Origin of the sequence: Streptomyces sp. SID14478 (genome assembly GCF_010548525.1) — a bacterium.
Taxonomy (GTDB): Bacteria; Actinomycetota; Actinomycetes; order Streptomycetales; family Streptomycetaceae; genus Streptomyces.
Genome location: NZ_JAAGMG010000316.1, coordinates 1 through 17,435, shown reverse-complemented (window position 1 = coordinate 17,435; position 17,435 = coordinate 1). Strand labels below are relative to the sequence as shown.

Genomic DNA, 17,435 nt, shown 5'->3' with positions numbered 1-17,435 from the left:
CGGCCCCGCGTCAGCTGACGGGCGGCTCCGGGGACTTGTCGAGCAGCAGCGCCCTGCGGGCGGAGCCGACGTGGTGGCGCATCGCTGCTTGCGCGGCCTCGGGGTTGCGGGTGACGACGGCCAGGAAGATCGCCTGGTGTTCTTCCAGGGACCCGGACCTCGGGTGCCGTGCGGAGAGGTTGCGGTACTGGCGCATCACCAGCGGGTACAGCAGCGTGTCGTAGGCGCGGGCCAGCGTTCGCTGGTGCGCGGCCGTCTTCATCTGCTGGTGGAAGCGCCGGTTGCCCTGCGAGTAGGAGTCGCGGTCGCCGCGGGACTGCGACTCCTCCATGTCCTGCAAGGTGCGGCGCAGGTCCTCGATCTCGTCGGCCGTCGCCCGCTCCGCGGCCTTGCCGGCCAGCGCGGCCTCCAGGATCTCCCTCGCTTCCAGGATGTCCTCCGCCTCCTCGGCCGAGAAGCTCCTGGTCCGCACCCCGCGATTGACCTCGCTGGTGACGTAGCCCTCCTGTGTCAGCCGGGCGAGCGCCGTGCGCATGGTGCTGCGCGACACGTCGAACATCCGCGTGAGGTCCGCCTCGGTCAGCCGTGTGCCGGGCGCGATGCTGCCCGACAGGAGCAGGGAACGCAGCCCCTCGTAGGCGTGGCTGTAGCGCGTGCCCGACGCCTTCGCACCGGTTTCCGCATCGATGCTGTCGCTGTCCGAGCTGTTCACCTTGACCGCCTTTACGTTCCGTGGAGAGGAGGACCGAGGCGGGAACAGTAGCCGACGACATGCCAGGTCACCTCCCTATCCGCCGAGGCCCGGGTACAGGCGGCGGGAGGTCCCCGCGAAGATCTCCTGCCGGTCCCGCTCGGGCAGTCCCGCAAGGACGCTCTCGGCGAGGGCGAGGAGCTCGGGCAGGGACTGCTCGGCCGCCGGGCAGTTCGACCCCCAGGCGATCCGCTCCGCCCCGAACGCCTGGATGACCGGGGTGAGGAAGTCACCGGCCCGCTCGCCGACGTCCCGCAGCCGTTCGAGATTGCGGTGGGTGAGCTTCAGGTGCAGTCCCGGGTGCACGCCCAGCTCCGCCACCTCGGCTCCCGCCTGTGCGGGCGAGGCCACGATGTCGGGGTAGCCGATGTGGTCGAGGAGCACCGTCACGCCCGCGAACCGCTCCAGGATTTCCACCAGTTGCTCGGTGGCGGGGCCGAGGCGCATCTGCAGGCACACCGGCACGCCCGACTCCCCGGCCTGCTCCCAGAAGGGGTAGGTCTCCGGCGCGGCGAACCATTCGCCCTGTGTGGGCACGGTGCTGCCGCTGGTGAACAGGCGCACGCCGGACAGCCCGCCGTCGCCGACAGCGGCCTTGAGAGAGGCGGCGGCGTCGGCCCGCAGCGGGTCGACGGTGCCGACCGCGACGAAGCGGTCCGGCCGACGCCGGCAGCTGTCGATGACGTACGAGTTGTCGTAGCCGTAGTTCGTCGTGGCCTGCACCAGGACGGCCTGGTCGATGCCCGCGGCGTCCATGCGGCTGACCATGCCCTCGGCGGTCACCGGCCGGGTCGCGGCCCACGTGGACTGCTTGCCCCCGATCGGGGCCTGCGGGTAGGCGGTCCGGTCCTCGGAGATGATGTGGCAGTGCGCGTCGACGACGTCCACGATGGTTGCTCCTCGTCCTTGTGGTGTCCGTGTGGTCTTCTGTGCGGTCCGGGTCAGGCGCCCGGGTAGTCGCCCGCGGCGAACAGCGCGCGCAGGGCGGTGGGGAAGTCGTCGTCGAGCAGCCCTTGGTCCTTCGCGAAGCGCACCATCGCGCTCAGGCTGGGTTCGTTGGCCTCGATGCCGTACGGGACGGGGTCGCCGCCGATCGCGCGTCCCTGGCGGGCGAGGCGGGGCACCGCCGACCACTCGGGCTGTGCTGCGAGGTGGCGGTGCTTGCTCTCCGCGAACGCCGTGTACAGCTTGCTCGGCAACTCGGGGTCGCGGTCCACGAGTTCGGTGCGCAAGGCGATCAGCGAGTGCAGCGGGTAGACGCCGGTGCGCAGGTAGTGGTCCACGGCGAGCGTGCCGGCCTCGGGGAAGAGCGGGTACGGGCCGTCGTCGGCGTCGGCCCGCGGTGCGGCCGCCGCTGTCCAGCCGGCCCGCGGGGAACCCGCCCGGCCCGTGCCGGCGTTCCCGGTCAGCGCGGCGTCGATCTCCCCTGCGCGCAGCAGTTCGCCCAGCGAGCGGCCGTCGGTGACCCGCTCGACGTTGGGCGGCACCCGGCCCTCGACGTGGTCGTCGTCGTCGACCACCCAGGTGATCTTGTCGATGTCCACGCCGTACTCGTCGCGCAGGACGCCGCGCACCCACACGCCCGTGCTCACGGAGTAGGCGCGCACCCCGACCCGACGTCCCTCCAGGTCACGCGGTACGCGGATGCCGGAGTCCGCGGCGCACTGCACGTCACCGTGGTGGAAGCGCCGGTTGAGGAACACGGGTACCGCGGTGAGCGCCACGCCTTCCTGGCGTGCCATCAGGTAGGAGACGGGCGCCAGTTCGCACACGTCGAACTCCAGGTCCCGGATCATGCGCCGATAGGCGCCGATGACCGGCGTGACCTCCACCGGATCGATCGCGTACCCGTCGATCCCGACGTCGCCGTCGAGCAGCGGCTGCCCGTGCGGGAAGTCGCCGAGGACCGTCGTGAGCTTGTCCATGCTCAGCTTTCTCCTGCTTCTGTGCGTCTTCAGGTGAGGGGGGGTGTACGTCTGCGTACTCAGCCGCCGAGGCGGTCCGGCGTCACGCCGAGCGCGGCGCAGGAGCGCTCGACGATCTCGTCGTAGTCGACCGCGCGCTCGATCACGCCCTGCGCGTGGGCGTAGGCAGCGGCCTTGGTGAACGCTCCGCGCAGCGCCGCGAAGCCCACGGGGTGCAGCGGCACCGGACCCGGCTCGGCGTCGGCGGTGAGCACCGACTTCATCGCGTCGTACGCGGCGAGGACGGCGGCGGCGTGCTCCGCGGCCACCCGCTCGGACACGCCGACGACGTGGTTGACCGGGACGAACCCCTGCTCCCGCGACCACCGCTCGGCGCTCTCCCGCGCGTCGTCGACGGCCGTGCGGATGCGGTCGTCGTCCGGGAGGCCGTTGCCCATGATCCCGAAGTCGAGCCGGCCTTCCAGGAAGTCCGCCTGCAGCGTGGCTCCCGCCGGCGCCCGGTCCACCCACGACGGGTCCTCGGCGCCGTCGACATGGCTGCCTTCGTACGTCGTCCAGTCCACCTTCCGCAGGTCCACGCCGTACTGCTCGGCGAGGAAGCCGCGCATCCACACACCGGTGGTCTGGCTCCAGGAACGGACGCCGACGCGGTGTCCCTCGACGTCCGCGGCCGACCACGCGCCGAGGGTCACCAGGGTCTGGTGCTGGTGGCGTCCGAGGGTGGTGACGGGCAGCAGCAGCACCGGCTTGTCGTGGGCGACGGCCTGCAGGACGGTGGCGATGGCCACCTCGCACAGGTCCGCGTCCGAGGTGTTCACGAAACCGCGGGACGCCTTGTGCACCGGGCTGACGGCGAGCCGCTCCGGCTCCGTTCCGCTCTCGCGGACCGCCGACAGCGCGGCTGCCGCGAGATCGTCGCGGCCGAGCACCAGCTTCATGTCTGTCTCCTTATGACTTCGTGGTCCGCGGCGCACGGCCCGTGGCCTGTGGCCCGTGGTGCCGCTCGTGGTGCAGGCGCAGCAGATCGGCGCCGTAGTCGCCGCCGTGGGGGGTGCGGACGATGGAGTGGATGTGCCGGCGTGAGGGGTGGTCGTTGCCGAAGTACACGCCGGGCATGTGCTCGAACTCGATGAGGATCACCGGGCTGTGCAGCCGGTAGTAGAAGGTGCCGTCGGGGTCGCCGGCCCAGGCGAAGTGGGTGTCGCCCTCGTGGGCCAGGACCTCTTCCCTGCGCACCCGGGCGTGCGGGGCGGCGGCCCGGTTCACGTACCGGTCGAGGAGCTGGAGCGCGGTGCCGCGCTGGCCGGGGGTCAGCCGGCTCAACGGCAGCCCGCGGTAGTCGAGTGCGACGTTGTCCCGGAAGGCCCCGACGAACAGTTCCTCGGGGAGCGTGTCCGCGATGACGGCCCGCTCCCGCTGCTTCGGGTCGAGGTCGGTGAACAGCTCCTGGCCCAGCGCCTCCTCGTGCCGGAAGGCCACGGTCCCGGCGTACCTCCCCGAGCCCGCGACGACCGGCTCGGCGCCGAGGAAGGTGGGCGTGAGGACCATCTGGTCGCCCACGAACACGCAGTTGATGTTGACGTGGTGTCCGTCGAGCTGCCAGCCCCAGGGCCCGCCGTTCTCCGGTTCGCCATAGAGCGAGAACCAGTACAGCCACTCGTTGAGGCCGTGCTCGTCGCCGGTCAGCTCGCCGATGGTCCGGTTGAGGTGCATCAGGTCGATCATCTGGCCGTAGCCGTCGGCGCTCAGGCTCTCCCGGATGACGGCCAGGGCCCGGCCGCGCTGTGCGTCGTCGAACTCCTCCAGGCAGAGGCCGTGGCGCAGGAAGTAGCGGGCGCCGTTGTTCCAGTGCCGCCAGCTCACGTCGTCCATCGGGAACCGGCCTTCGGCGAGCTGCTTCGGCGTCAGCCCGGCCAGGTAGTTCTCTGCGGCCCGGTACACGGTGCCGACGTCCGCTCCCGTGGAGCGCAGCGGGAAGAGTCCCGCCGTGATACCGGATGACGTCCCCACGCCCCGCAGGGGCTCGTCCGCCGCCTTCACCCGCCAGGCGACCTTTTCCAGCAGGTCGGGCGTCCAGACGTCCGGCTTGCGCGTGGGCGCGTTGCCCCGCTTTCGCAGCGCCACCATCGCCGCTTCTCCTTTCGCTGTACGTAGAGGGGCCCAGGTCCCTGTCCGTGGAGGGGCCGGGGCGATCGCCTGCTCACTCGGCGAGGAAGGCCACCCGTTCCTCCGTCGCGGCGACGTCCACCGGCTCCGCGATGAGGCCCTGCTCCAGGGCGTACTGCCCGGCGATCTCCAGACAGGCGGCGAGCGAGGCGCTCCAGCCGGCCGTCACCGCGCGTCCGGCCGGCGACGCGTCGCGCTCCCCCGCGGTCCTCGCGATCGCCTCCTCCAGTGCCCGGTACACGGCGGCCACGTCCTCCCTCCGGTCCCGCAGCACGTCGTCGCGGACCACCAGCAGGTGGTTGGCGGGGACGGTCCCGTGCCGCTCGATCCAGGCCAGTCCGGCGTCCTCCGCGTCCTTCACCAGCGGGACGAGCCCCGCGCCCTGGCCGCCGAGTGCCTTCGGGCCGAGCACCGCCGCCGAGACGTCCGCGGAGCGCAGCAGGTCGGCGACGCGGCCGCTGTCCGACCGCTCCACGAACGGCGGGTTCCGGTACGCGGCGACGTGTACGTCCTCGGTGGTCACCCAGGTGACGTCCGAGGACTCGACGCCGTACTCCTCCCGCAGCCAGCCGCGCACCCACATCCCGGTGGTCTGGCCGTACGCGCGCACGCCCACGCGGCGCCCCACGAGGTCCTTCGGCCCGAGGGCCGCTCCCCCGGGCAGGCGGGTCAGGGAACGGTGGTGTGTGCCGCCCACCAGGACCACCGGCAGCAGGGTCACCGGGACGCCCGCGTCCCTGGCCTGCAGATAGGTGGCCATCGGCATCTCGCAGATGTCGTAGGCCAGTTCGCGGACCATCCGGGCGAAGGCGGGAGGCAGCGGGGCGAACTCCGGGTAGTCGCACCGGACTCCGGCCACGGGGACGGTGCCGTTCTTCAGCGGCCTGGTGTGCGGGTGGTCGCCCAGGACCACGCTCAAGGGCGCGCCCGCAGGGGTCCCGCTCCGGCGGCTCACACGTCCTCGCCGTACTGGATGCGGCGGTACGGGGTGCTGAGCACCTCGCGGGTGATGCGGACGTCGATGACCGTGGGCCGGGGCTCGCGGACGTACGCCGCCAGGGCGTCGCGCAGTTCCTGTCCGGTGCGGACCGTGGCGCCTGCCCCGCCCAACGCCTGGGCGACGGCGCCCAGTTCGGGGGTGGGGATGGTCGCCAGGTCCGGGTCGAGGCCCTTGGCCTTCGCCTTGTGGTACTCGGCGCCCAGGCCCTGGTCGTTCATGACGACCACCAGGAGGGGGATGCCGTAGCGGACCGCCGTCTCGAACTCCGGCAGGTGCATGAGGAAGCTCGCGTCGCCCTCCACCACGAAGCCGGGCTTGTTGCCGCGCGCGATCATCTGGCCGAGGGCGATCAGCGGGGCCTGGCCGATGGCGCCGAACATGCCGTAGTTGGAGAGCACGTCCCGGGAGCGCTGGAAGAGCATGGTGCCGAAGTCGGTCTGGTGTCCGCTGCCCAGGACCAGGCTCATCTCGCCCGGGAGTTCGTGGTCGAGGATCCAGATCGCCTCGCGCGGGTCGAGCCGGCCCGGCTCGCTGACGTACGCAGGCTGTTGGACCCGGGCACTGAGGTGCTCCCGTACCTCGTCGGTGTGGAACCCCTGCGACCGGACCGCGCGCCGGCTCAGTTCGCGGGTCAGTTCGGTGAGGGCGGTGACCGCGTCGGCCTGCAAGTAGATGTCGGCGACCTTGCCGTTGCCCATCACCAGGTGCGGGGCGGTGTCGATCTGTAGGTACGTGGCCTCGGGATACAGGTAGCCGCTCTCGATGGTGTAGTGGTTCAGGCTGGCGCCCACCGCGATGACGCAGTCGGCCTCCTGGAGCAGTTCCATCGACAGCTTGTCGCCGAAGAGGCCCGACAGTCCGACGTGGAAGTCGGTACGGTCGCACAGCCAGTTCTTCGCCTGGAGGGTGGTGGCGAGCAGGGCGCCGGTCCGCTCCTGGAGCGCGAGGATCTCCTCGCCGGCGTCGGCTCCCCGCGCGCCGCGGCCCGCGACGATCACGACGCGCTTCGCGTTCCCGATCAGGTCGCAGGCGGCCTGGAGCCGGGCCGGATCGGGCAGGAGCCGGGGCTTCTCGATCAGGGCCGTGGACGGGACGTAGTCCGGGTCGTAGTCGTCGAGTTCGGTGACCTGGACGTCGAACGGTGCGCTGATCATGACGGGCCTGGACTCGGTGCGTGCCAGGTAGAACGCCCGCTGCACGACCTCCTGGGCGTTCTCGGGCCGGGTCACGCGGAGGAACGCGCACTCGATCGCGGCGGCGAAGCGCCGCTGATCGAGGTACTGGGTGGCGCCCTCGTCGCCCAGCGCGGTCTCGCCGCAGAACGCGACGAGCGGGGTGCGCGCACGGCTGGCCACGATCATGGAGGTGGCCAGCTGGGAGACGCCGGGGCCGCTGGTCGTGGTGACCACGCCGGGCTGTCCCGCGCCGCGCGCCCAGCCGTCGGCCATGCCGAGGCCGGAGCCTTCGTGCCGGACCTCGTAGAGGCGCACGCCGCGGTCGGCGAGCGCTGCCATCCAGTGCATGTTGGCGTCGCCCATCATGCCGAAGACATCGCTGGTGCCTTCCTTGACGAACGCCTCGGCCAGGGCTTCGTAGACCTTCACTTGCCGGACTCCTTCACGTTCGCCGCGGCCGTCGCCCGCGCTTTCAGGACGCCGTCGAGCCGGGAGAAGACCCGCAGCGCATTGCCTCCGTAGACCGCTTGCCGGTCGGCATCGCTCATGTCGAGGGAGTCGAGGGTGTACTTGGTGTCGTCGAACCGGCGTCCGGTCTCCGGGTCCACGCTGCGGACGGCGCCGATCATCTCCGAGGCGAACAGGACGTTGCGTGCCGGGATGACGTCCAGGAGCAGTTCCATGCCGCGCCTGTGGTAGACGCAGGTGTCGAAGGAGACGTGGGGCAGGATCGACTCCTCCAGCGGCGGCCGGCCGCGGTCCTGCATCATTCCCCGGTAGCGGCCCCAGTGGTACGGGACGGCGCCGCCGCCGTGCGGCAGGATCAGCTGGAGGGTCGGGAAGTCCTTGAACAGGTCCGCCTCGCACAGCTGCATGAACGCCGCGGTGTCACCGGCGAGGTAGTGGGCGCACGTGCCTTGCAGCGCCGGGTTCCGCGACATGGCGACGTGCACCATCGCGGGGACGCCGAGTTCCACCATCTTCTCGTAGAGCGGGTAGTAGACCCGGTCCGTCAGCGGTGGGGCCTGGTAGTACCCGTCCGAGGGGTCCGGGTTGAGCAGACAGCCGACGAAGCCCAACTGCTCGACGCAGCGCTCCAGTTCGGTGACCGAGTGGGCGACGGACGCGGGGAGGGCGTCGCCCGGGGACTGCGGGAGCTGGCACACGCCCACGAACCGCTCGGGGAACAGGCCGCACACCCGGGCGATCAGGTCGTTGCTGACCCGGGACCAGTCGAGGCTGGTGTGCTCGTCGCCGTAGTGGTGGGCCATCTTGCCCGCGCCCGGCGAGAAGAGGGTCAGATCGGTGCCGCGCTCGCTCTGCAGTTTCAGCTGGCCCTGCTCGATCGCGGCGCGGATCTCGTCGTCGGTGATGTGCAGTGCGTCCGGGGAGAGGCGGGCGCCGGATTCCTCGTACGCCCGGATCTGCTTCTGACGCCACTTCCCGAGCGCGGGGGGCGCCGTCGTGAAGTGGCCGTGACTGTCGATGATCATGGGTTGCTCCGAAGTTCGCGTGGCGGTGCGTGCGCGGGACCGGCTGCGCGGGGTGGACGGGCTGTCAGGCGCGGCCGGTGAGTTCGCGGGCCCTGGCCAGGCCGGGGTAGGTGCGCACCGGCGCCGACATCAGGAAGCGGTAGCCGTCGTCGAGGACCTGCTTGACGTTGTCGGCGGTCACATGGGGATGGCCGACGGCGATGCCGCGCTCGCCGCAGATGTCGAGGATCCGCCGCTTGCACTCCAGGACGCGCGGGTGCTCGTACTGGCGGGGGACGCCGAGCTCCTGGCTCATGTCGCCCTCGCCGATCAGGATCAGTCCGATGCCCGGTACCTGGTCGAGGATGTCCGGCAGGTTCTCGATGCCGAGCTGGTCCTCGATCATGAGGCCCACGAGGATCTCGCCGTACGGGGCGAGCGGCCACACGTCGGCGCGGGCGTAGTACTCGACGTTCGAGATGCCCCAGTAGCGGGTCGCGGCGTGCGGGCCGTCCCCGCGCAGCCCGGCCGGTTCGTGGAGCGGCGCGTCCGGGAGCCGCGGGTAGCGGCAGGCGGCGACGGCGTTACGGGCCTCCTCGACCGCGGAGATGTGCGGCCAGACGATGCCGAACGCGCCGAGGTCGAGGGCTTGTTTGGCGTGCCACTGCGCCCTCTCCGCGCCGTTGGCGGGAATCCGCACGAGCGGGGTGACGTCGGGGGCGAGGCTGTCCGCCTCGAAGACCCGGCGCCTGTTCAGCAGGTACTGGAAACTGTCCTTGAGCGCGTTGATGTCCCAGGGCTTGTGTTCCATCTCGAAGACCACGGCGTCGTAGTCGGAGTTGCTCAGCTCGATCGCGGACGTCGGATCGGCCGCGGCGAAGGTCGCGAAGACGTGCTGTCCCGCGTCCAAGGCACTGATCACCTTGTTGAGCCTGTTGGGCTTGGCCGTGGTCATCGCCGGCCTCCCTGGCCGAGTACTTCGTCGGACCTGGTGTTCGCAGGGGGAATCGCCTGCGGCGCCCGCCCTTGGCTTCCGGAGCGCCGTGCCGCCCACCACGCCCGCACACGGGCGAGCAGACCGAACCTGCGGTTGGAGACGGTCGGGACGGTGTCCGTGTCCCTGCGGGCTGCCGCGTCGTCGGCCGCGTCGGCGGGCACCGCCGCGAGGGGCTCGGCGGCGGGGGCGCACTTCTCGATCAGCTGCTCGGTGAACTCCGCGGTCATCCGGGAGACCACCCTGCCCGCCCCCGACTCGATCAGCTTGGCGAGCTTGCCGTTGAGCTTGATCTCTCCGTCGCAGAAGACCCGTGAGGTACCTGGCACCTCGCCCTCGGCGACCCGGAAGGTGGCACCGGCACTGAAGCGGGTGGCGCCCTGCCCGTCCGCGCCGCGGGCCGTGAGACGGCCTTCGTGCGCGGCTTCGTCCAGGTCGAGGCAGACCCGGGCTGCGAACTTGACGCGCAGGCCGCCGAATCTGATGGCCAGGGTGCCCTCGAAGGATCCGTCGTCGTGGGACGGCCCCAGCTCGGCGCCGCCGATGCAGGACACGACGGCCGCGGGGTCGGAGATGACCTCCCAGACCCGTTCGGGCGGACTGGGTACCGCGATCTCTTCTGTGATCGATATCAACTGTGAACCTCACTCGGCGACAGGCGTGACCGGCACGGGAAAACGGCATGACGGCACGACCGCATGACGGCTTGGCGATGAAGTGGGTGGGCGGGGACCAGGAACGGCCGGCTCCGCCGGCAGCGGGGGCGGCCGCGTTACGCGGCGGCCTTGCGCTCAGCGGCGAACAGACCCCAGAGGTCGTTGTACAGCTCGGAGAACTCGGGCGATTCGACGAGCGATCCGATCTGGCGCGGGCGCGCGAAGGGGACCGGGAGGACTCGGCGGATCGTGCCGGGCCCCTTGGACATCACGATGACCTCGTCGGCGAGGTAGATGGCCTCGTTGAGGTCGTGCGTGACGAAGATCAGCGTCCCGTTCTGCTCGCGCCAGATGTTGAGCAGTTCCTGCTGCAGTTCGAGCCGCGTGATTGCGTCGAGCGGCCCGAACGGCTCGTCCATCAGCACGATGGAAGGCTCGTAGATCAGCGCACGCGCGATCGCGCAGCGCTTTTGCATTCCGCCCGACAGCTCCCGGGGGAAGTGGTCCTCGAAGCCGGTCAGGCCGACGAGTTCGACCCAGCGGGCGACGCGCTCCTCACGTTCCTCCTTGGGGACCTTGCGGAACTTGAGCGCCAGGCCGATGTTGGCGCGGACGCTCAGCCACGGCAGCAGGTGGGACTGCTGCGTCACGTACGCCGCGTCGGAATTGACCGCGGAGACCGGCTCGCCCGCGTAGTGGACCTGCCCCTGCGTGGGCGTGAGGAGCCCGGCGGCCAGGTTGAGGATGGTGCTCTTGCCGCATCCGCTGGGTCCGATCACGGCAACCACCTTGCCGCGGTCGATCTTGAACGACACGTCCTCGATCGCCGGGCGGTGAGTGCCGGGGAATTGAAGAGTGACGCCCTCGAGACGAAGTGCCTCCGGGTGGGAGTTGCGCTGTGTGGTCGACATCTGTGTCTCCTCGGCCCCCTCCCGCACGGAGAGGGGCGGGGGCCGTGCGCTCGCGCCTATAGGGGCGGTCGTGGGTAGCGGCGCAGTCACCTGCTCCGCTGCGTGACGGTGACGTGCCCGATGCCGGCGGAGGCATCGGGCGGTCGGACGGGGCAACTCCGGCAACATCGTTCGCCACCAGGATTGTCCGACAACCGATGACGGGAACGTAACACCGGCCTTCCGGAGGCACAAGAACTCTCGCAGCAAGAACCCATACTCACAGGGAAGTTCGCCGCAGACCCTCAACACGTGTTGTCCAACAATCTGGATCGGGGCATCGCGTGCGGATCCCAAGTGGAGGGCGGAGCAACACCGTTGGAACGCGAGAAGCCCCGCACGCAGGAGCGTCGGGGCCTCGGCGACTCTCACGGACGGGGGCAGGACGAGCCGGCCGCCGCATACGGGCGGTTCGCACACTGGACGCCTGCCGACTCACCCCGCACCGCGGCGAGGCCCCTCGGGGCCGGCCCGCCTCCCGCGGGGCGTCGGCCGCGTCGAGGCGGGCGTTCCGTGCTCGTGCTTCAGGAAACCGGTGCTGCCGTGCTCTTGCGGACGACGAGACTCGTCGCCAGTTCGAGGCGCGTGGTCACCGGTTCCTGGTCACGCAACCGCATGATCATCTGCATCGCTTCCTCGGCCATCTCCCGCAGCGGCTGGTGCACCGTCGTCAGGGCCGGGCTCGACCAGCGCGCCACCGGTACGTCGTCGTAGCCGACCACCGAGAGGTCCTGCGGCACCCGCAGGCCGCGGACCCGCGCCGCTTCCAGGACACCGAGTGCCTGCAGATCACTGCCGGCGAAGATCGCGGTGGGGCGCTCGGGCAGGTCGAGGAGTTCGAGGGCGTGCTCGAAGCCGCCCTCGACGTGGAAGTCGCCGTAATGCACGAGGGCGGGGTCAGCTTCGATGCCCGCCATCCCGAGCGCGGAGCGGTAGCCGTCGAGGCGGGCGTGGGAGCAGAGCATGTCGTCGGGCCCGGTGATGATCCCGATGCGGCGGTGGCCGAGGTCCACCAGGTGGCGGGTCGCGACCCGTCCCCCGTTCCAGTTCGCCGAGCCGATCGAGGGGACGTCCGGGTCGGGATCGCCGGCCGGGTCGACGATGACGAAGGGGATGGAGCGGGACCGCAGCCGCTGCTTGACCTCGGCGGGCAGCGCCGAGAAGACGAGCACCACGCCGAGCGGTTTGCGCTGCAGGACGCCTTCGATCCAGTCCGGGTCGGGCGCGTGCCGGGTGCCGCTCTCGGTCAGCACCACGCTGGCCCGGTGGGTCTTGGCCACGTTCTCGACGCCACGGATCAGCTCCATCGCCCAGATGCTGTCCAGCTCGTGGAAGACCAGCTCGATGAGCGGCGCCTCGCGGGCGGCGCGTGTCGTGCGCCGGTAGGAGTGCGTCTCCAGCAGTCGCTCGACCTTGACCCGAGTAGGTGCGGCCACGTCCTGTCGGCCGTTGAGCACTTTCGAAACTGTCGAAATGGAGACGCCTGCCTTTTGGGCCACCTCGGCGAGGGTGATGCGGCCCAGGTCCTCGTCATCACGCATGCCTTGGAGCATAAGGCACGGTCAGACCCTTGCGGGTCGTAACGCTTTGATAACGCGAGGGAGCGGTATTGACCGCTCTCCCAGCGAGACTTAGCGTCCCGACTCGTGAACTTTCGGCGATGACGCCGAAAGAGTTTCGAGAGGCGAGGCGATGACTCAACGCGCACGGTTGCCGAGAACGGTCGCAGCGGGCGGTGCGGCCCTGGCTCTGCTGCTCTCCTTGTCCGGGTGCGGTGGCGGCTCCTCCGCGGCAAGCGACGACGGGAAGATCCACGTCCTGGTCTACGGGGACGCCGCCAACAAGGTCGAGAAGCAGCTGATCGCCACCTTCAACAAGAAGTCCGACGTGAAGGCGGTCCTGGACACCATCCCCGGCGCGGATTACCAGGCCAAGCTGCAGACGATCATCAACAGCAAGCAGGCGCCCGACGTGTTCTTCAACTGGGGCGGCGGCAGCATCAAGCCGTTCGTCGACGCGGACCTGCTGCTGCCGCTGGACGACTTCATCGCCGACGATCCCGCCCTGAAGTCGAAGTTCCTGCCCTCGGTGTTCAACAGCGCGGTGATCGACGGCAAGCCGTACGGCGTTCCCATGCGCGGTACGCAACCCGTGCTGTTCTTCCACAACGAGAAGGTCCTCGACGACGCCGGCGTGCGGCCGCCGAAGACCTGGGACGAACTCCTCGCCGCCGTCAAGACGTTGAAGGCGAAGGGCGTCACTCCCATCGCCCTCGGCGGCGGCGACCGGTGGCCGACCCTGATGTGGTTCGAGTACCTCTTCGACCGCGTCGCCGGGCCCGGCCTGTTCCAGAAGGCACTCGACGGGGACAAGTCCGCCTGGGAGAGCGCCGACAGCAAGAAGGCCCTCGGCATGATCAGGGACCTGGTGGACGCGGGCGCGTTCGGCTCGAACTTCGACTCCGTGAAGTTCACCGACCAGGGCTCCCCCACACTGCTCGCCACCGGCAAGGCCGGGTTCGAGCTGATGGGTTCGTGGGAGTACGCGACACAGCAGGACGCCCACCCCGAGTTCGCGAAGAAGGACTTCGGCTACACCGCCTTCCCGACGGTCGAGGGCGGCAAGGGCGACACGGGCGACCTGGTCGGCAACACCAACAACTTCTACTCGGTCCTCAAGAAGACCGCGCACCCCGACGCCGTCGCCGACTTCCTGAAGCTGCAGTACTCCGACGAGTTCGTGAAGGCGCAGCTCGGCATCGGCAACCTGCCCACCACGACCAACACCCAGGACTTCCTGGGCGAGGCGGCGAGCCCCGACTTCGCCACGTTCCAGTACGACCTGGTGAAGAAGGCCCCCTCCTTCCAGCTGTCGTGGGACCAGGCCTACCCGCAGTCCGCGGCGACCTCGATGTACCAGGCGATCCAGCAGTTCTTCAACGGGCAGCTGGACGAGGGCGGTTTCATCAAGTCGATGCAGGCCCTGCCGACCTCATGAGCGCCGAGACCCTCCTCGCACGCGCACAGGACGCCGCTCCCGCCCCGCCCGCCGGACGCCGCGGGAGCGGCGCCGGTGCGGGCGTCGGACGCCCCGGCGTCGGCTGGGCGGTCCCCGCCGCGGTCTTCTTCGGCCTGTTCGCCCTCGTCCCGCTCGTCCTGGTCGCCGTCCTCTCGTTCGCGACGTGGAACGGCCTGAGCGACCCGCAGTTCACCGGGCTGGACAACTGGAAGAAGCTCTTCGACGACCCGGTCCTGCTCAAGAGCCTGTGGCTGAGCGTCCTGCTGACCGTGCTCGGCGTCGCCGTGCAGACCCCGCTGAGCATCCTCCTCGGCGTCTGGGCGGCCGGCCGCCAGCGCAACCGCGCCGTCCTGTCCGCCGTCTACTTCGTGCCGCTGCTGCTGTCCGTCGCCGCCGTCTCCGTGCTGTGGCGTGCGGTCCTCGACCCGAACTTCGGCGTACCGGCGCAGGCCACCTGGCTGTTCGGCGACGGCAACCTGTTCGGCCACCAGGCCAGCGCCATCGGGGTCCTGGTCTTCGTCAGCACCTGGCAGTTCACGCCGCTGCACACGCTGATCTACCAGGGCGCGGCCCGCGCCGTGCCCCCCGTCCTCTACCAGGCCGCGCAGATCGACGGCGCGGGCACGGTGCGGCAGTTCTTCCACATCACCCTGCCGCAGCTGCGCAACAGCATCATCACCTCGGTGATCCTCATGGTGGTCGGCGGCCTGACCACGTTCGACACCGTCCTGATCCTCACCCAGGGCGGCCCCGGCACGGACACCACCATCAGCGCGTACTACATGTACCAAAAGGCCTTCAAGAGCTTCGACTACGGGACGGCCTCGGCCGTCGGACTGCTCCTGGTCCTGATCGCCACGGTCATCTCGCTGGTCATGGTGCGGCTGTCGGGCTACGACAAGATGCGCAGCACCATGGAGGGCCTGTGACACGCGCCGCAACCCGGGCGGTCCGCCACGAGAGGCCCAACTACCTCGCCGGATTCGGGTCGTTGATCTGGCTGCTTCTGGTCGGGCTGCCGCTGTACGTGATGCTGGTCGCCACGTTCCAGTCGCGCGCCGACTACGGGGCGAACGGCCCGCTGTCCCTGCCGGAGCACTTCACCCTCGACAACTACATCGACGACTTCGGCAACGGCTTCGGCCAGTACTTCGTCAACACCCTCGTCGTCACCGTCTGCGTGGTCGGCATCGTCCTGCTGCTGGTGCCGCCGCTCGCGTACGCGATCGTGCGCGGTCGCGGCCGGCTCACGGGCGGCGTGTTCCGGCTGTTCCTGCTCGGCCTCGCGATCCCCGCGCAGGCCGTCATCGTCCCGATGTTCTACGTGATCAGCGAGGCGGGCCTCTACGACAACCTCATCGGCGTCATCCTGCCCACGGCGGCCTTCGCGATGCCCGTGTGCACGCTGATCCTGACCGGGTCGATGCGCGACATCACACCGGAGCTGTACGAGGCGATGACGATGGACGGCGCATCACCGCGGCGGATCTTCTTCCGCCTGGTGCTTCCGCTGTCCCGCAGCGGCCTGTCGACGATCATCGTGTTCTCCGCGCTGCAGGCGTGGAACGGCTTCCTCTTCCCGCTGGTCCTCACCCAGTCCGCGAGCACCAAGGTCATCACCATGGGGCTCTACGACTTCCAGACCGAGCACGGCGTCGACATCCCCGGCCTCCTCGCCGCGGTGGTCCTGTCCATGCTGCCCATCCTGATCGTCTACCTGTTCGCCCGTCGTGCCCTGGTCCAGGGGCTGATGGGAGTCGGAGGAAAGTGACCGAGCACCTGGCCGCACCGGCCGAAGAGTCCGACCCGGCCGCCGTCGCGCCCTGGCACGACACCCGCCGCTCCCCCGAGGAACGCGCCGACGCGCTGCTCGCCGAGATGACCCGCGAGGAGAAGATCGCCCAACTCTTCGGTGTGTGGGTGGGCGCCTCGGCGGAGGGCGGCGACGTGGCCCCGCACCAGCACGACATGGAGGAGCCGGTCGATCTCGACGCGCTGCTGCCCCACGGGCTCGGCCAGTTGACCCGGCCGTTCGGCACGGCGCCCGTCGATCCCGCGCTCGGCGCCCTGTCCCTCGCCCGCACCCAGCGCCGCATCGCGGCCGCGAACCGGTTCGGCATTCCGGCGCTGGCCCACGAGGAGTGCCTGGCCGGATTCGCCGCGTGGGGCGCCACCGCGTACCCCGTTCCGCTGGCCTGGGGCGCCTCCTTCGACCCGGACCTGGTCCGGCGGATGGCCGCGGCGATCGGCCGCGACCTGCGCGCGGTCGGCGTGCACCAGGGTCTGGCCCCGGTCCTGGACGTCGTGCGCGACGCCCGCTGGGGCCGCGTCGAGGAGACCATCGGCGAGGACCCCTACCTCGTCGGCACGGTCGCCACCGCGTACGTCCAGGGCCTGGAGTCGGCCGGGATCGTCGCCACGCTCAAGCACTTCGCCGGGTACGCGGCCTCCCGCGCGGGCCGCAACCTCGCGCCGGTGTCCATGGGCGCGCGCGAGTTCGCGGACGTGGTGCTCGCACCGTTCGAGATGGCCGTGCGGGAGAGCGGTGTGCGCTCCGTCATGCACGCCTACACCGACGTCGACGGCGTTCCGTCCGCCGCCGACGAGCGGCTGCTGACCGGGCTGCTCCGCGACACGTGGGGCTTCGAAGGGACCGTCGTCGCCGACTACTTCGGCATCGCGTTCCTCAAGACCCTGCATGCGGTGGCCGGTTCGCTCGGCGAGGCCGCGGGCGCCGCCCTCGCGGCAGGCGTCGACGTCGAACTGCCGACGGTGAAGACGTTCGGCACGCCCTTGCGCACGGCCCTCGCGGACGGCTCCGTCCCGGAGTCCCTCGTGGACCGCGCCGCCCGCCGAGTCCTAGCCCAGAAAGCGCAGTTGGGCCTGCTCGACGAGGACTGGGACGCGACCGCTCCCGCACTTGCGGGAGTCACCGCGGAGCGCGCCCGGGCGACCGTGGACCTGGACAGCGCGGCAAATCGCCACCTGGCCCGGCGGGTCGCCGAGGAGTCGGTGGTCCTGCTGTCGAACGACGGCACGCTGCCGCTCGCGGCCGACGCCCCGGCCCGTATCGCCGTGATCGGCCCCAACGCGGACACGCCGACTGCCGTCCTCGGCTGCTACTCGTTCCCGGTGCACGTCGGCAGCCGCACGCCCGGAACGCCGCTCGGCATCGAACTGCCCACGCTGCGCGAGGCGTTGGCGGTGGAGTTCCCCGGCAGCGAGGTCGTCACGGCCCCCGGTCTCGCCGAGGCCGACGCCACCGACACCGACTCCGACGCCTTCGCGGCCGCCGTCGCCCTGGCCCGCGGCGCCGACCTGGTCGTGG

Annotated in this window: 16 protein-coding genes; 4 read left to right on the top strand and 12 right to left on the bottom strand. The window is 70.5% G+C overall.

Annotation, left to right across the window (positions count from 1 at the left end; all coding sequences use genetic code 11):
* Positions 1-10 precede the first annotated feature (10 nt).
* The 12 genes from G3I40_RS10730 to G3I40_RS10675 form a co-directional block, all read right to left on the bottom strand.
* Positions 11-712 carry a GntR family transcriptional regulator gene (locus G3I40_RS10730; RefSeq protein ID WP_343244887.1) on the bottom strand — a complete coding sequence of 234 codons (702 nt, stop codon included), beginning with the start codon at positions 710-712 and terminating at the stop codon, positions 11-13.
* A gap of 75 nt (positions 713-787) precedes the next feature.
* Positions 788-1,639 (bottom strand): amidohydrolase family protein, encoded by an 852-nt coding sequence (locus G3I40_RS10725; RefSeq protein WP_164301930.1) that lies wholly within the window; start codon positions 1,637-1,639, stop codon positions 788-790.
* A 53-nt stretch (positions 1,640-1,692) separates the two neighbouring features.
* Positions 1,693-2,676 carry an ABC transporter substrate-binding protein gene (locus G3I40_RS10720; RefSeq protein ID WP_164301929.1) on the bottom strand — a complete coding sequence of 328 codons (984 nt, stop codon included), beginning with the start codon at positions 2,674-2,676 and terminating at the stop codon, positions 1,693-1,695.
* A gap of 59 nt (positions 2,677-2,735) precedes the next feature.
* Positions 2,736-3,614, bottom strand: coding sequence for a hypothetical protein (locus G3I40_RS10715; protein ID WP_164301928.1), 879 nt, complete (start codon positions 3,612-3,614; stop codon positions 2,736-2,738).
* 10 nt (positions 3,615-3,624) lie between these two features.
* Positions 3,625-4,803 (bottom strand): DUF3500 domain-containing protein, encoded by a 1,179-nt coding sequence (locus tag G3I40_RS10710; protein ID WP_164301927.1) that lies wholly within the window; start codon positions 4,801-4,803, stop codon positions 3,625-3,627.
* A 73-nt stretch (positions 4,804-4,876) separates the two neighbouring features.
* The gene (locus G3I40_RS10705) at positions 4,877-5,761 is read right to left on the bottom strand and encodes a hypothetical protein (protein WP_164301926.1); all 885 of its coding nucleotides are present in this window, start codon (positions 5,759-5,761) and stop codon (positions 4,877-4,879) included.
* Positions 5,762-5,793: 32 nt separating this feature from the next.
* Entirely contained in the window at positions 5,794-7,446 is a 1,653-nt protein-coding gene (locus tag G3I40_RS48115; RefSeq protein WP_164301925.1) for a thiamine pyrophosphate-binding protein, read from the bottom strand.
* Positions 7,443-8,510: an amidohydrolase family protein gene (locus tag G3I40_RS10695; RefSeq protein ID WP_164301924.1), complete on the bottom strand. Its 1,068-nt coding sequence runs from the start codon at positions 8,508-8,510 to the stop codon at positions 7,443-7,445. The genes G3I40_RS48115 and G3I40_RS10695 overlap by 4 nt, the downstream gene beginning before the upstream one ends.
* Positions 8,511-8,574: 64 nt before the next feature.
* Positions 8,575-9,444 (bottom strand): aldolase/citrate lyase family protein, encoded by an 870-nt coding sequence (locus G3I40_RS10690; RefSeq protein WP_164301923.1) that lies wholly within the window; start codon positions 9,442-9,444, stop codon positions 8,575-8,577.
* Complete coding sequence (locus tag G3I40_RS10685; RefSeq protein ID WP_164301922.1) at positions 9,441-10,118, bottom strand: SRPBCC domain-containing protein; 678 nt, start codon at positions 10,116-10,118, stop codon at positions 9,441-9,443. Before G3I40_RS10685 ends, G3I40_RS10690 begins: the two co-directional genes overlap by 4 nt.
* A 137-nt stretch (positions 10,119-10,255) precedes the next feature.
* Positions 10,256-11,050 carry an ABC transporter ATP-binding protein gene (locus G3I40_RS10680; RefSeq protein WP_164301921.1) on the bottom strand — a complete coding sequence of 265 codons (795 nt, stop codon included), beginning with the start codon at positions 11,048-11,050 and terminating at the stop codon, positions 10,256-10,258.
* Between the two features lie 563 nt (positions 11,051-11,613).
* Positions 11,614-12,642, bottom strand: a complete 1,029-nt coding sequence (locus G3I40_RS10675) for a LacI family DNA-binding transcriptional regulator (protein WP_164301920.1) — start codon at positions 12,640-12,642, stop codon at positions 11,614-11,616.
* A 139-nt stretch (positions 12,643-12,781) separates the two neighbouring features.
* Here G3I40_RS10675 and G3I40_RS10670 point away from each other — a divergent pair, with 139 nt between their 5' ends.
* The 4 genes from G3I40_RS10670 to G3I40_RS10655 form a co-directional block, all read left to right on the top strand.
* Positions 12,782-14,086: an extracellular solute-binding protein gene (locus G3I40_RS10670; protein ID WP_164301919.1), complete on the top strand. Its 1,305-nt coding sequence runs from the start codon at positions 12,782-12,784 to the stop codon at positions 14,084-14,086.
* On the top strand, positions 14,083-15,036 hold the full coding sequence (locus tag G3I40_RS10665; protein ID WP_164301918.1) for a sugar ABC transporter permease: 954 nt from the start codon (positions 14,083-14,085) through the stop codon (positions 15,034-15,036). The genes G3I40_RS10670 and G3I40_RS10665 overlap by 4 nt, the downstream gene beginning before the upstream one ends.
* Positions 15,033-15,878 (top strand): carbohydrate ABC transporter permease, encoded by an 846-nt coding sequence (locus G3I40_RS10660; RefSeq protein ID WP_164301917.1) that lies wholly within the window; start codon positions 15,033-15,035, stop codon positions 15,876-15,878. The genes G3I40_RS10665 and G3I40_RS10660 overlap by 4 nt, the downstream gene beginning before the upstream one ends.
* Before the next feature lie 107 nt (positions 15,879-15,985).
* Positions 15,986-17,435: glycoside hydrolase family 3 protein (locus tag G3I40_RS10655; RefSeq protein ID WP_164301940.1), on the top strand; the 1,450-nt coding region annotated here is incomplete at its 3' end.

Excerpts from the sequence above, each read along its gene's own strand:
- G3I40_RS10720 (WP_164301929.1), bottom strand. The coding sequence starts at position 2,676 with ATGGACAAGCTCACGACGGTCCTCGGCGACTTCCCGCACGGGCAGCCG.
- G3I40_RS10715 (WP_164301928.1), bottom strand. The coding sequence starts at position 3,614 with ATGAAGCTGGTGCTCGGCCGCGACGATCTCGCGGCAGCCGCGCTGTCG.
- G3I40_RS10710 (WP_164301927.1), bottom strand. The coding sequence starts at position 4,803 with ATGGTGGCGCTGCGAAAGCGGGGCAACGCGCCCACGCGCAAGCCGGAC.
- G3I40_RS10695 (WP_164301924.1), bottom strand. The coding sequence starts at position 8,510 with ATGATCATCGACAGTCACGGCCACTTCACGACGGCGCCCCCCGCGCTC.
- G3I40_RS10690 (WP_164301923.1), bottom strand. The coding sequence starts at position 9,444 with ATGACCACGGCCAAGCCCAACAGGCTCAACAAGGTGATCAGTGCCTTG.
- G3I40_RS10680 (WP_164301921.1), bottom strand. The coding sequence starts at position 11,050 with ATGTCGACCACACAGCGCAACTCCCACCCGGAGGCACTTCGTCTCGAG.
- G3I40_RS10675 (WP_164301920.1), bottom strand. The coding sequence starts at position 12,642 with ATGCTCCAAGGCATGCGTGATGACGAGGACCTGGGCCGCATCACCCTC.
- G3I40_RS10670 (WP_164301919.1), top strand. The coding sequence starts at position 12,782 with ATGACTCAACGCGCACGGTTGCCGAGAACGGTCGCAGCGGGCGGTGCG.
- G3I40_RS10665 (WP_164301918.1), top strand. The coding sequence starts at position 14,083 with ATGAGCGCCGAGACCCTCCTCGCACGCGCACAGGACGCCGCTCCCGCC.